General features: G+C 41.0%; 13 protein-coding genes, 1 tRNA gene and 1 pseudogene. 6 read left to right on the forward strand and 9 right to left on the reverse strand.

Annotated features, from left to right (window positions below):
• Positions 1-118: 118 nt before the first annotated feature.
• Positions 119-203: transfer RNA gene (locus V7K85_RS13060), tRNA-Ser, on the forward strand.
• Positions 204-281: 78 nt separating this feature from the next.
• Here V7K85_RS13060 and V7K85_RS13065 read toward each other — a convergent pair.
• From V7K85_RS13065 to V7K85_RS13075, 3 genes are all read right to left on the reverse strand, one after another.
• Positions 282-1,040, reverse strand: coding sequence for a hypothetical protein (locus V7K85_RS13065; RefSeq protein WP_334814091.1), 759 nt, complete (start codon positions 1,038-1,040; stop codon positions 282-284).
• Positions 1,041-1,047: 7 nt separating this feature from the next.
• Entirely contained in the window at positions 1,048-1,317 is a 270-nt protein-coding gene (locus V7K85_RS13070) for a hypothetical protein (protein WP_334814092.1), read from the reverse strand.
• A gap of 100 nt (positions 1,318-1,417) precedes the next feature.
• Complete coding sequence (locus V7K85_RS13075) at positions 1,418-2,554, reverse strand: hypothetical protein (protein ID WP_334814093.1); 1,137 nt, start codon at positions 2,552-2,554, stop codon at positions 1,418-1,420.
• A 182-nt stretch (positions 2,555-2,736) separates the two neighbouring features.
• On the opposite strand from V7K85_RS13075, the gene V7K85_RS13080 reads away from it, so the two are divergent.
• The 3 genes from V7K85_RS13080 (at position 2,737) to V7K85_RS13090 (ending at position 3,975) form a co-directional block, all read left to right on the forward strand.
• Entirely contained in the window at positions 2,737-2,961 is a 225-nt protein-coding gene (locus tag V7K85_RS13080) for a FitA-like ribbon-helix-helix domain-containing protein (protein ID WP_334814094.1), read from the forward strand.
• Positions 2,962-2,999: 38 nt separating this feature from the next.
• Positions 3,000-3,461, forward strand: coding sequence for a type II toxin-antitoxin system VapC family toxin (locus V7K85_RS13085; protein ID WP_334814095.1), 462 nt, complete (start codon positions 3,000-3,002; stop codon positions 3,459-3,461).
• A gap of 67 nt (positions 3,462-3,528) precedes the next feature.
• The gene (locus V7K85_RS13090) at positions 3,529-3,975 is read left to right on the forward strand and encodes an acyl-CoA thioesterase (RefSeq protein WP_334814096.1); all 447 of its coding nucleotides are present in this window, start codon (positions 3,529-3,531) and stop codon (positions 3,973-3,975) included.
• Here the strand turns inward: V7K85_RS13090 and V7K85_RS13095 are convergent.
• Genes V7K85_RS13095 through menA form a run of 3 tightly spaced genes read right to left on the reverse strand, consistent with a single transcriptional unit; the run spans position 3,968 to position 7,246 of the window.
• Complete coding sequence (locus V7K85_RS13095; RefSeq protein WP_334814097.1) at positions 3,968-5,350, reverse strand: 2-succinylbenzoate--CoA ligase; 1,383 nt, start codon at positions 5,348-5,350, stop codon at positions 3,968-3,970. The two genes, V7K85_RS13090 and V7K85_RS13095, sit on opposite strands and share 8 nt — an antisense overlap.
• Positions 5,335-6,336 (reverse strand): o-succinylbenzoate synthase, encoded by a 1,002-nt coding sequence (locus V7K85_RS13100; RefSeq protein ID WP_334814098.1) that lies wholly within the window; start codon positions 6,334-6,336, stop codon positions 5,335-5,337. The genes V7K85_RS13095 and V7K85_RS13100 overlap by 16 nt, the downstream gene beginning before the upstream one ends.
• Positions 6,337-6,349: 13 nt before the next feature.
• Complete coding sequence (menA, locus tag V7K85_RS13105) at positions 6,350-7,246, reverse strand: 2-carboxy-1,4-naphthoquinone phytyltransferase (RefSeq protein ID WP_334814099.1); 897 nt, start codon at positions 7,244-7,246, stop codon at positions 6,350-6,352.
• Between the two features lie 312 nt (positions 7,247-7,558).
• Here menA and V7K85_RS13110 point away from each other — a divergent pair, with 312 nt between their 5' ends.
• The gene (locus V7K85_RS13110) at positions 7,559-8,971 is read left to right on the forward strand and encodes an isochorismate synthase (RefSeq protein WP_334814100.1); all 1,413 of its coding nucleotides are present in this window, start codon (positions 7,559-7,561) and stop codon (positions 8,969-8,971) included.
• 619 nt (positions 8,972-9,590) lie between these two features.
• Here V7K85_RS13110 and V7K85_RS13115 read toward each other — a convergent pair.
• Positions 9,591-10,544: pseudogene (locus V7K85_RS13115) on the reverse strand (L-lactate dehydrogenase); the annotation flags it as partial.
• Between the two features lie 206 nt (positions 10,545-10,750).
• Positions 10,751-12,058 carry a glutamate-5-semialdehyde dehydrogenase gene (locus V7K85_RS13120; protein WP_334814101.1) on the reverse strand — a complete coding sequence of 436 codons (1,308 nt, stop codon included), beginning with the start codon at positions 12,056-12,058 and terminating at the stop codon, positions 10,751-10,753.
• Positions 12,059-12,400: 342 nt separating this feature from the next.
• Between V7K85_RS13120 and V7K85_RS13125 the strand changes: the two genes are divergently transcribed.
• Positions 12,401-12,766 (forward strand): M48 family metalloprotease, encoded by a 366-nt coding sequence (locus V7K85_RS13125; RefSeq protein WP_334814102.1) that lies wholly within the window; start codon positions 12,401-12,403, stop codon positions 12,764-12,766.
• Between the two features lie 231 nt (positions 12,767-12,997).
• On the opposite strand, the gene V7K85_RS13130 is transcribed toward V7K85_RS13125, so the two are convergent.
• Complete coding sequence (locus V7K85_RS13130; protein ID WP_334814103.1) at positions 12,998-13,441, reverse strand: response regulator; 444 nt, start codon at positions 13,439-13,441, stop codon at positions 12,998-13,000.
• Positions 13,442-13,500: the final 59 nt, after the last annotated feature.

Consider the following 13,500-nt stretch of genomic DNA (forward strand, 5'->3'; position numbering starts at 1 on the left):
GTAGTGCAATCTGCGTAGATGATACGATATAGTATGATCTGTCAGCTTTAGTGCTAACCAACAAAAGCGCCTGAATAGCGTCTGAAAGTAGGATAGACACAAGTTTGACAGATTTATTGGAGAGGTGGCAGAGTGGTCGATTGCGTCCGACTTGAAATCGGATGAGGCTAAAACCTCCGGGAGTTCGAATCTCCCCCTCTCCGTTGAATAGTTTGGAGATTAGATATTGGTTAATAGCTATTGCTTAGTAGTTCAGCAGGAAGCTAATACAAAATTTTGTATCACACCCATAGTTGGTTTAAGTGATCAGGCAAATCTATTTCCTCTGTTTGCTCAACTGATAGAGTTGGAAGACCGCTCAGTTGGTCTAAATCTCGGATTTTTCTAACAAGTATCTGAATTAGAGAACCATTTTTACCTAACTCAAAAATGTCATTTTTGTCTAAGACAACTATTCTTTTTTGGGTCTTAGCATGAAAAATTACTTGACGTAATCTACAGTCACTGATTGCCCTCTCTCTAGTATCACCTGATTGAGGAAAGCCCGCTGCTCCGTTCAGTGTAAAAAATATTCCCAGTCCGACTGTGCTTGAGAGATTTAAGTCTAAAATGCTGCATAGTCGCGCAAACTGTTTGTCAGGCAAGCGATCTTTGGTTGCCTTTGCTTCAACAACTATGCCTCTTTGATTCTCTTTAAGATAGAGCTGATTACAAACATATAACCAAGCTGGTTGATCTCCACTAACTAGAAAGTCGTATTGAGGCCCTGCTGACTGAAAGCTCTTGAAGCTTGTGGCTCCTTTAAGTCCACGAAAGACAAGACAGACAATTTGTTCAAGCAATTCACCAGCTTGTTTACTTTGTGGAAGTGTCGGATTTTCCAGTTGTGTAAAGTCTTTGAGTTTTTCCAGATATTTTGAAAGTCTTGGGTCTTTTACGGTGTACAAAAAAGGTGCTAACTTATCTGATGCTGGATCATCTCTGTTAAGAAGTGCGAGAGTATCGAGAGCTGATTGAACTACCTCTTCTTGACTGGGCATACCTTAATTAGAGAAATTCGATTGAATCCATAGACTTTGCCATAATATCAAATGACAATTCATTGTAGTCTTCAACACTCTTTTGGCAAGATGGACAAACCCAAGGCAAGTTGGGAAAGCCTTGACCATACGGAATTGCCCCTACTGGCACATCTGGCTTACAGTTGTGATAAATGAGAAGGTGATTTTCACAAAGTCCCTCAGCTTCAAGAACAGCTATGACTGCAAGCGCTTCAGAATATTCCAATCCCAATCTGACGGCAAGCTGATGTGGCATAGCCGTTTTTGATGGTTTCTGAAAGTGCCTACTTAGTTCAGCCCTTTGCTCACCAGATAAGAAATCTAAACGTCCTTTACAAATCAAGCTGACCATTGCCTTAGCCTCGAAGTCCAAGTTCCTTTAGAAGAAACTTTAGTACACCAGTACTCCCTCCATAATATCCCGAATGGCACTTTAGGTGCTGAAGAGAATCTTGGGTTTTAGAACCGGGTTTGAGTCCAAAGTAACAATGTGCTTTGAAAAGCTTTTCTAATTGGGCTTTGGTTTTTGAACCTTCAGTGTCAGCTTCCCTCAAATTGACTTCTCTGTCTAGACTAAATTCATAAGATTTAGTGCCCCATTCTTTGAGCAGAGTACGCAAAAGGGCATTTTCAACATTACTGATTTTCTCTATATCATCTGTAAAGCCAAGTGTCTCTAGTGCAGATTCAGCTAATTGTCGAGAGAGTGCCTGTAACCCACTCGCATCAATTTCGCGCACTCCAGAACTATGAGCATTCAAAGCCACCCCGGCAGATTCTGCTCTTATCCGCAAGTGCTGCCATTTATAGTGAAAATCATTGATAGATTTGTTGAGATATTTGTTCCACATTTCATGCAGAACTAAACGAGGAAGATTGGGGTGAACCCATTGACCTTGCAGATAATCAGCTAATTGATCGAAGAATGCCGGAATATACAACCAGAAAGGAAACTGTGTTGATTTCTCTGTGTGCTCATCAATACGTGGAGTAAATGAGAAACCTTCCCATGATAAAGCAACATAATTATGACTAACCTCAGCAATGACAGACCACCGAATATTGCATTCCTCAAATTGGCTAGTTTCACCAGTCCTCCTGCGGATGTAATCAGGAATCTTATAGGTGCGAATATACCATTTCTGTAGTCCCGTAGTCTCTTGAAGAGGGCCATACCAGCCCTCTTCACCAAATTCTCTTAATAGCAAAGCAGGCGACTTTAAACTAGGTGTATGGGCACTCTGTCCTTGCTTGAGACTCAACCACATCCTTGGCTGCTTAACATAAGCTAGTAGAACTTCGTCTGTAGTAAGTTCACCCTTTTCAAGGGAATCAGCTATGTGTAAAGCTATTTTTTCTTTCTTTTCCTTACTCGCAACTGATGGAACAATTTCTCTGAGGGTTGCAGCCTTAAACTCCGAACTAGACAAAAATTGTACGCAAAAATCTCTGCCAGAAGGGAAGCCATAATCCACAAAAGCGTTAATGCTCATAGAATTTTTTGTGAAGAGGTGAATTTTACTAAGTGGAAGTGATATTAGCACTCAGAGCAAACTAAAATAGCGTCTATTTTAAGTATTTACTTTTGATATTTGTTTCAAAAGCGATCGCCCCACTCCCACCTTTTGCTTGCATAGTGCTATCATTTTGATAAATTCTACTTTGAGGTAAAGCGATGACTACCCTTTATGTAAGAAATTTACCCGATGATTTGTATGCAAAATTGCAAGAGTTAGCGGCATCTGAACACCGTTCCATTAACGCCCAAGTTATAACTCTGTTAGAACAAGCTTTAAAAACTGAAGCACAGCAAACAGAAGACGAAAGACGAAAAAATGTCCCAAAACTGCTAGAGGAAATCCGCCTTCGTCGTGAGAGTCGCCAGACTGATGTGGAATGACCTGATAGTACTGCGTTAATCCGAGAAGACCGAGATAGATGACTATCCCTCTCAGATGTGTTGTAGACGCAAGTGTAGCTATTAAGCAATTTATACCAGACGATCCACTAACTCCGAAAGTTAATCAACTGTTTGCTCATCTTGCCAATCCCCAAACTGCGATCTTTGTCCCAGACCTGTTTTACATTGAGTGTGGCAATATCATTTGGAAGTATGTCCGCGCGAGACTTTATGCAGTTGATGATGTGCCAGCAGATTTAGCAACTCTCAAAAACTTCCCTTTGCGTGTTGTCTCAACGGCTGATTTGATGGCGGATGCAGTTGCGATCGCCTTAAATTATGGAATCTCCGCCTACGATGGCTCTTATGTTGCACTGTCACAGCAGGTAGGTGCTACTTTGCTGACTCTTGATGGTAAGCTGGTGAGGGCAATAGCCGCTTCGTCTTCCAATGTTTCCTCGTTTAATGACTTCGAGGTTCCGCCGTTGGAGTCAACATAATTCGTAATTCGTAATACTCGCCAAAAGCGAGAAGCAAGCTACGTAATTCGTAATTCAATTATCAAAAATGTCTTTTACTTATAACCGCACGGTTCGCTTTCAAGATACTGATGCTGCTGGGGTAGTCTATTTCGCCAACGTTTTGGGTATTTGCCATGAAGCTTATGAAGAATCTTTAGAAGCTGCAAGTATTAATCTCAAAGATTTTTTTATTAATCCATCTGTGGCTTTCCCGATTGTTCATGCTAATGTTGATTTCTTGCGCCCTATGTTTGTCGGGGACAAGTTACTGATTAGCTTAATACCGCAAAAAATAAGTGTTGATAAGTTTGAAATTACTTATGAAATTACAGTGGCTGAGGTGGTAGTTGCGAAGACTATTACTAGGCATGTTTGTATTGATGCAAGTACTAGAAGTAAGCAGGAATTACCTGAAGAGGTAATCCAGTGGTTGGAAACGAACCGCAGAGACGCTGAGGACGCAGAAAGAAGAAGATCGAGAGAGATTATGTGATGGGATTTTGGAGGAATTCTGTGGCTATTTGCTGTAGCTGTTGGCGGTTAATTTTACCTTGGGAGTTACGGGGTAAGTTTTGCTGGGGAATCCAATATTTAGGGATTTTAAATTTGCTGAGTTTGTCTCTGAGTAGAGTTTGAATTTTTAAGGCAGAGGTATCTGATTGTTTGGGAATGTAAATTGCTGTTAAGGCTTGTCCCCAGTGTTTATCTGGGATGCCGATGACACAAATATCCGCAACCATTTGAGTTGCTTGTATAGCTGATTCAATCTCTGCTGGGTAAATATTTTCTCCACCTGTAATGATTTTGTCGCTATCACGTCCGACAATATTTAAATGACCTTGGTCATCTAAAAAACCTAAATCATCTACTTGGAAAATATCCTGATTTTTTTTTGTTTTAGGATAGTAACCAAGGGCTAAAGATTGTGCATGAATGGTGATATTTCCTATTTGATTTGAATTTAAAATTTTGCCTTGCTGATTGCGAACAGTTATCTGGGCATGGGGAAGAATCTGCCCATTGCTCATTTTACCATTGAGAAAATCATCTGGTTTGAGGGTAGCAATTTGAGAGGCGGTTTCTGTCATGCCATAGGTAGGTGCTAACCGAATGCGATGAAATCTGGCTTTTTCTAATAGTTCGTTCCATGCTGGCGCACCGCCCAAAAGTACAGTATTAAATTTGCAGAGCCATTCAGTTAATTCGGGATTTTCTAAGAGACGTTGTAACTGTGTTGGTACTAAAGATATGAAAAAGTCTGATTGTTTAATATTTGATATTTGACCCGCTTCTACTGCTTTAAATGGTAGAATAAGCAGTTTACCTCCGGTGGTAAAAGAGCGCATAAATTGCATTAAACCACTGACATGATATAGCGGTAATACACAAAATGAATTAACTTGCTTTAATTGAAAATATTGTGTAAATCCTTGTACAGATGCTATGAGAGTTTCCCAAGTGTGGATGGCAAACTTAATCTGCCCCGATGAACCACCTGTGGGAATCATAATACGATTAGGCATTGGGTATTGGGTATTATTCCCATTCCCCATTCCCCATTCCCTATTCCCTATTCCCCAAATAATATCTGGCTGTACTAAGTCAAACACTTGTTGCCATTCTTGTGTTCCCCAGTCTGGGTTACAAAGAAAAACTGGACAATTAGCTGCACAAGCGGCAATAAAACTTGCTAAAAATTGCAATGGTTCGCGTTCAGCTAAAATAATTTTTGGTGGTGTTTTATATGCTGATATCTGTGTTAATTCTAAATACAATTCTTGAGTTATTTGATTAAATTGATAGCTGTTGTAACCAATAAGCCAATCATTTTCAGCCAGGTTATTAAGACAGTCTAAAGGTCGTTCCATAGACATTGAAGCCACGTTTCTTCTTGTTCAAAAAAATGGTCGATGCCAAAACCAACTGCTCTATTGTTTCGGGATAATTCGGCTGCTAGTTGGAGTGCTGCAAGTCTGGCGATCGCAGTTTCAAATACTGATGAAAATACAGTATCAATTTTATGCTGTTGGCAAAACTTTCTTAGACGAGATGGTGATCCGACTATCCCAGGCTTAATCACAAAAATCCCTCGCCAACCTTGTTGATGACAGGCGGCGAGTTGTCCAAGTGTGGCGATAGATTCATCTAAAGCGATCGCAGTTTTATAACTCATACTCAATTCCAACATCTCCTGAAATTGCTCAATGGGTAGCGGTTGTTCGAGAAATTCAATTTCTAGGGGTATTTCTGCATTTGCCTTGAGATTGTCGCAAGTCCACAGCCATAAGTTAGCTTCTTCATAACTGAGTCCACCGTTGGCATCTAATCGCAGTTTCGTAGAGGCTGGTAAGGTGTGTATCAATGACTCAAAAATTTCTAGTTCATCAGCGATCGCATCCACACCAATTTTCCACTTAAACGTGCGATATCCCTGCTGCCACAGCGTTTCCCATTGATTTAAAGCCGCTTCACCGGCTGGTAATAAGGCACTGTAGAAGAGTGAATTAGGAGTTAGGAGTGAGGAGTTAAGAGTTATGATATTTTCTTCATTTCCTCTATTCCTCCACTCCCACGCTGACTCAAAGCCAAATTGACAAGCAGGTAATTCATCTGGGATGGAGAAAATTATCTCGTCTGTGATTTCTGCTGGGAGTTGGCGACAAAAATCTAAAGCTTGTTCTAGGGTTTCGGAACCGAACCAGCTAATGGGGGCAATTTCTCCCCAACCGACTCTAAGAGTTTCATCAGTGAGACGGAGAATAATACCTTCACGAATATCCCAATTACCATGATTGGTAGTCAGCGATCGCCCAAATTTTCGCCGATAGAGACGAAATTTAAATTGATAACGCATCAATTAGTAATTGCTAAAGCAGAAATCCCAAGCCCAACAGCAAGCAAGCCCAGAAATGCACGGCTATGGCGATGAATTTACAGTTACTAACTTTGTCCGGCTGGTTGTGATTTTCTTGGACGTGGCGGCATAATTTGAAGGCAAACGGTAAACTCACCCAACTCAGCAATGTCCAAGGTGGAGAAATTCCCCACAGCACAAACAGCAAGGTGAGGGGATAAATGCTACCAGTGAACCAAACTAGGAGTTGGGCCCCTTTTTGGGTTCCTAGACGGACGATAGGCGATCGCTTGCCTGCCGCTATGTCATCCTTAACTTGGTGAAAGTGTGAGCAAAACAAAATTAAGGTTGTGGCAATCCCGACAATCACTGATGCTGCTAAACTTGTCATTGACCAAGTTTGAGTCTGGCTGTAATATGCTGCCTCTACTGCTAAGGGGCCGAAGGCAAAAAAGCAAAGAATCTCGCCTAAACCCTGATATCCTAAGCGAAAGGGAGGCCCTTGGTACATATAGCCCAAACCACAGCACAGCAGTATTATGGCGATAACAGTTAGGTCTTGTTCCCACAAGGCGATCGCTAGGATGCCCAGCAACCCCAAACCTAAACACAAATTTCCTAACCAAAATATTAATGGCTTATTGCCTGTTAAGTTCACCAGAGAATGGTGCTTATTTTGATCAATTCCTGTTTCGGAATCAAAGACATCATTACTGATATTTTCCCAGGCAAGAATTAAAATTGCCGCAGCTACAAAAGTAGAAAAGATTGCACCATTGAAAATTTTTGTTTCTGCAAATGCTACTGCTGTTCCTACCCAAATGGGCATAATGGCAACGCTGTACATTGGCGGTTTAATCGCTGCCATCCATAACTTAGTGTTGGGATATAAAATCTGCTTGGTAGTCATCAGTGGTGATTAATTAAAGTGCCGGAATATTACTCACACTTGAGATTTTATGATTTAAAGAGACGCTAGATATTCATCAGCGAAAAACAACTCCTACTTTTACTCTGGCTCGTTAACCTTGTGTTGTTAACACTCCACCCTCATGGTTGCAGTCCAAGGCTGTAACTGGCTTGTCAGGCTCTAGGAACACCACGAACAAGACAAATCCTACGCTGGTGAAATGATAACTTAATATGTTACCTGTAGAAATACGACCACGATTAATTAGACTTTAGGAAGTTAACTTAAAAAAAATTTACTATCGTTAAATCCATGACAGTTTCACCATGTCGTAGCAACTTGTTTGTACACAAAGATTTATATCAATTTCTGGTAGCAGTGCAAGAAAAGTGCCTCAAAAATAATTGCAGGCAAATTGTTAGTATCTCCCAAGAGATCAATTTAGTTGACCCTTTACTTGTATTAGATAAACTTACACAAGCAAATGAAATAAATTTTTACTTTGAGGACAGAGGTAAAGGAGAAGCGATCGCGGCAATTGATGCTACAGCAAAATTACAGATTGATGGCGCAGACCGTTTTAGTCAAGCCGAATATTTTATCAAATCTTGTCTAAAAAATATAATTAATTTTGGTAATGCTAACCAACCTTTTTCTGGGCCTCACTTTTTTTGTTATTTTAGCTTTTTTGAGAAAAATTCCCAAGTAGATTATCCCTTTCCATCTGCGACCGTCTTTCTTCCACGTTGGCAAGTAGCAGTGAAAAATCAGCGTTGCATATTAGTAACAAATATAATTATCAATGAAAATGTAAATATTCAAAGATTCTTGGAGAATCTGCAAAATAAAATTGAATTTATCCAATCTTTAGAATATTACTCTGCTAACATTGATTATTTCTCAGCAAATTTATACAACAAATCCGTTACAAATGCTGCTCAATTTCAACGTTCAGTAGTATCTGCTTTGGAAAAAATTCGGTCTAGTCATTTAAGTAAAATTGTCCTAGCAGATATATTAGATGTCAAGTCAAGCAACCATTTTGACTTAGTGAAATCCTTAAATAATCTTAGACAAAGACATCCTAATTGTTATATTTTTTCTATTAGTAATGGCAAAGGACAAAACTTTATTGGTGCAAGTCCAGAAAGATTAATTAGTATTAATAATCAACATTTAATCACTGATGCTTTGGCTGGTTCTGCACCACGAGGTAAAACCCCTGCTGAAGATGCAGCTAATGCCAATCGCTTACTCAATAGTGAAAAAGAAAAGCATGAACATTTACTGGTGCTTGATTTCATTACACAACGCCTATGCCAGCTAGGTTTGTTACCCCAAATATTAGCACCCCGCCTGCGACAATTATCTAACATCCAGCATTTATGGACACCAATAAGTGCTATGGTTCCTGCTAACATTCATCCATTAAAGATTGTCGCCCAATTGCATCCTACACCAGCCGTTGCCGGTGCAGCACGAGATGTTGCTTGTGCCGAAATTCGTAGTTATGAAAGCTTTGAGAGGGGTTTATATGCTGCGCCTCTGGGTTGGATAGATTCTGAAGGGAATTGCGAGTTTATTGTGGGAATTCGTTCAGCATTAATTAATGGCGATCGCGCGAGATTGTATGCTGGTGCTGGTATCGTGGCTGGATCTGATCCTAATAGAGAGTTTGCAGAGGTGCAACTTAAACTTCAGGCTTTACTGAAAGCATTAGTTTAATCGCTAATTTTTCAGCCGCCGATAATTTTGGAAGACTCAATCACTAAAATTTGCTTGGGTCGGGTGCAGCTATTTGTTATACTGCTGACTTGGTTGTTTGAGGCGCTTGGGTAATACTTGAAATCCAGGTGATTGACAACAAATAACATGTTTAGTTTTTTTACTTACCGCGTTGCATATCTCGTGGTGAACGACAACACTCTCAACAAGGAGAAAGGGCGATGAGGCTTATTTAATCTGCATCTTAGTACAGCGCGGCGGAAATAAACAACCTATTCCAAATCAACGAAACGCTTACGCTGTATTCATTTTGACTTTTGACTTTTGACTTTTGACTTCCGCTTTGCGGTACTAGCCCTTAGAGGATGTTTGAAAAGTTCTCTTTTTGGTATCAAAAGTTTTAGATCCCTCTAAATCCCCCTTAAAAAGGGGGACTTTGATTTCGGTTCCCCCCTTTTCAAGGGGAGCCAGCGCGGGAATAGGGGTCTCCCCAAGTGGAGCGACTGGCGTGGGTTAGGGGGGATCAATAAGTGCCTAAAATCACAGCAAAATACTTTTCAAACATCCTTTTATACATATTCAAAAAAGGGCATTTTTAAACAGACTATTTGAGTTGATTTTAATTATCCAAAGAATTGTAGGCTTCATTCAGTTTGGTAGCTGACTCTTCTAATAAGCGTTGTTCATGGGCATTTCTTGGTAACACCAGTTGACGCTCAATACCTTGGGAGCTAATGACACATGGAAGTCCAAGAACAACTTCACTGCCAACTCCATAGTTAGAATCTGCTCTCACCGATACTGGAAATATTTGCTTTTCATCTTGCAGGATGGCATCAACTAACTGACAAACTACCGTTGATATACCATAGCTAGTATTTCCTTTGCGCTCAGAAATGCTACTGCCTCGCTTACGCGTTAACTCTGCGTACTCTTGCTGAATTTGTTCCAGTATTGCTCCTTGTGGTAGGGGAAATTCAGTTAACGGAATTCCCCCAATAAATGAACTAGACCAAACAGCAAATTCACTGTCTCCATGCTCTCCAATCACATAAACATGAACGTCTTGAAGAGCAACATTCAGTCGCTTACCAAGTTGATATCTCAGTCTAGCAGTATCAAGAACGGTTCCCGAACCGAAAATTAGGTTTTCTGCTCTAGTGGAAGTGGCGATCGCAATCCGCGTTAGTACATCCACTGGATTGCTAACGATAAGTACGATTGAATTCGGTGCAACTCGATCCAATTCTTTCATCGTCGAACGCATGATTTGTGCATTGTCGCTCAACATATCTAATCGGGTCTCTCCTTGTTTTTTCTGCACCCCAACAGTCACGACAATGACATCAGAATCAGCTAAATCTTCATACTGATTTGATGGTATAATCTCCATCTCTTGAAGTAGGGGAATGCTGTCTTCAATATCCCATGCTTGCCCCTCAGCTTTTGATAAAGTTCGGTCAAAAAGGACGACTCTTACACATTTACGGAGTAGCACTAAAGCATTTGCTACGTCTGCACCTACATTCCCGGCACCAATAATACCGACCTTGGATGTTTTGCTACTCATGCCAAATCTACTTTTTTGTAACTAGCCCAATAGGTTAATGTTAACTCCAGAACTAACCCTTTCTAGTCAAGATTAGACTTCTTGCAAAAGTCCCTAACACCCCACCCCCAACCCCTAAGAGCAAGCTTTTAGGGGAGATCAAGCGTAGCTTTCGCTCTTTGGGGTTTTTATTTTTGATTTATGCAAGAGGTCTTATATCTGAGAATACTTTACACTAAATCCCGATGAATAAAAGCTTTAGCATTCGCTCCGGTGTAAGTAGCTACAATATGACCATCGCCAGTCATTTGATATTTGTATGTCACCAATCCTTCTAAACCAACGGGGCCGCGGGGAGGCATTTGTTGCGTACTAATCCCTACTTCTGCACCGAAACCATAGCGGAAGCCATCGGCAAAGCGGGTAGAACAATTGTGGAATATATTGGCTGAATTTACCAATCCAAAAAAAGTTTCAACAGATGTTGAATCTTCACTAATAATCGCGTCAGTATGACGAGAACCATATTTGTTAATATGAGCGATCGCATCTTCTATAGAATCTACAATTTTAATGGACAAAATGAAATCGCTGTATTCTGTTTCCCAATCTATTTGTGTTGCCGTAGCGATGTTAGGTAAAATTGCTAAAGTCCTTTTATCACCTCTTAATTCCACATGGCGTTCTTGCAAAGCATCGGCAACTTTTGGTAAAAGTTGTGTAGCAATTGATTGGTGAACTAGCAAAGTTTCAATTGCATTACAAACAGCAGGATATTGCGCTTTGGCATCAACGGTAATCGGAACTGCTTTAGAAATATCAGCGGCTTTATCTATATAAAGATGACAAATACCGTCGGCATGTCCTAGTACCGGAATCCGTGTATTTTCCTGCACAAACCTAACAAAGGAGTTAGAACCTCTAGGAATAATTAAATCTACATATTTATCTAACTTCAAAAGTTCCAAAGTTTCCTCTCTAGTTGTCAGCAACTGTACCGCATCAGGGTTAACAGCAGTATGAGATAATCCTTGTTTAATTGCCTTAACTATTGCTTCACAAGAACGCACCGCTTCCTTTCCACCTTTGAGGATTACACCATTTCCCGATTTGATCGCCAAGGAAACAATTTGAATCGCCGCCTCTGGACGGGCTTCAAAAATAATCCCCAAAACGCCTAAAGGACAAGTGATCCGCTTGAGAATTAAGCCAGTATCAAGTTCACGGTGAATCTGTACTTTCCCAATTGGATCAGCTAGCTTACCAACATCTCCTACCCCAGCGATCGCATCTCTTAATTTATGTTCATCCAACTGCAAGCGCTTATAAAGTGGTTTGGGAATCCCTTCGGCAGTAGCAGCTTCACAATCAGCAACATTTGCTTCTAAAATTTCATCTCTAGCTGATTCTAAAGCTTGAGCGATCGCAACAAGTGCTTGATTTTTTGCCTCAGTGGAGAGAATCGCTAGCTTACTTGCAGCTTGGCGGGTTTGCCCTGCGATCGTAATCAGGGGATAAGCAATGTCAAGAATAGTCATAGCAGAAATCTTTACCTTTTCTTCATCTTATCAATCTCAGTTGATCATTGGTTATTGTCTTCCTCCAATCGGGTGAACCATCTGGGTAATCAATAATTCCTCTGATCGGGTGAAGCAAGACTTGGTTCAAAACATTTATTCTGTGATTATCGAACACAGACAAAGAGCTAGTAAGTTTACGGCAGTAAAAATATTATCAGTATTATTACAGCTTTTCTTTGAAAGTCTTAAATATGATTTATGCGTTCCCCAGACTAGAGAGACATAGTAATTTATGTTTTTCTAGTCTTTTACTTAAGTAAATAATTTATACTACCATTATTTTAATTTTTCGCCCAGGAATTGGGACACATCGTCCACTGGGACTTTGCAGTGATGACTGTAGCTTCGACCTTAGTGCAAATTTGTTACCTGATTTACATTACAGCCAGAAGATTTGGGCGTAGCGGCGGCGATAGCAAAATCAAAGATGCGATGCAAACTGCTGCCCTAGTTGCTTACCTGTTTTATGTCCTCGGTACTTATCTACTGCTGTACCTCTCACGCACACGGGAATACTTTGCTGACCACTTTGCAGCCGAAAGTACAGGTAATCCCAATGGATTATCCCGCGCTTTGGTGAAGATTGCCTATGGGATATTAGAAGAAGGTTCGCGGTTCGCATTTGTTATTTCGGCGTTCGCATTTGTTACAGCATTTTGCATCTAAATGAAGTACATCCTTACCCCCCTTAATCCCCCCGATGTATTGCTACGGTGTATACACAAGTCAAATTACCCCCCTTAATCCCCCCTTAGAAAGGGGGGAAATTCCTAATCTAATTCCCTCCCCTTAGAAAGGGGAGGGTTAGGGAGGGGTATTTTTGTACTTCATTGCAATCTACTGTATATCGGCGATGCCTGCGGCGGGCTACGCCAACGCATTTGCTACCAAAAGCTATTAAACTTGTTTACTGCCTTTGACTAGGTTCGCCACCACTGTCACCAACTCTTCTGGCTCGATTGGCTTGGATAGATGAACTTGGAATCCAGCTTGCAAAGCCAGCCTGCGTTCTTCATCACTAGCAAATGCCGTCAGTGCTACAGCTGGAATCTTTTCCCCACCAAGAGCTTCCTGCGCCCGCACTTTGCGAATCAAGGAATAACCGTCCTCATTGGGCATTCCGATATCACTGACTAAAACATCTGGTCTTAATCCTACTAGCGCTTCTAAAGCTTCACCCACTGAGCTAACCGATGTCACCTGCGCTCCAGACTGTTGAAGAACGAAGTCAATTAATTCACGTGTATCGGTATTGTCATCTACAACCAGTACTTGCAAGCCATCGAGGGCTGAGAGGTTATCGACTTTGGTTGAGTCGATGGGGGATGTTATTCCCCGCACCTCTCAGTTAGATCCGGACGTGCGCGTTTCCGTGCATCCGGCTCCCGATGTTCTTAGCT

Origin of the sequence: Nostoc sp. (assembly GCF_036917615.1) — a bacterium.
In the GTDB taxonomy this organism is placed as follows: Bacteria; Cyanobacteriota; Cyanobacteriia; order Cyanobacteriales; family Nostocaceae; genus Nostoc.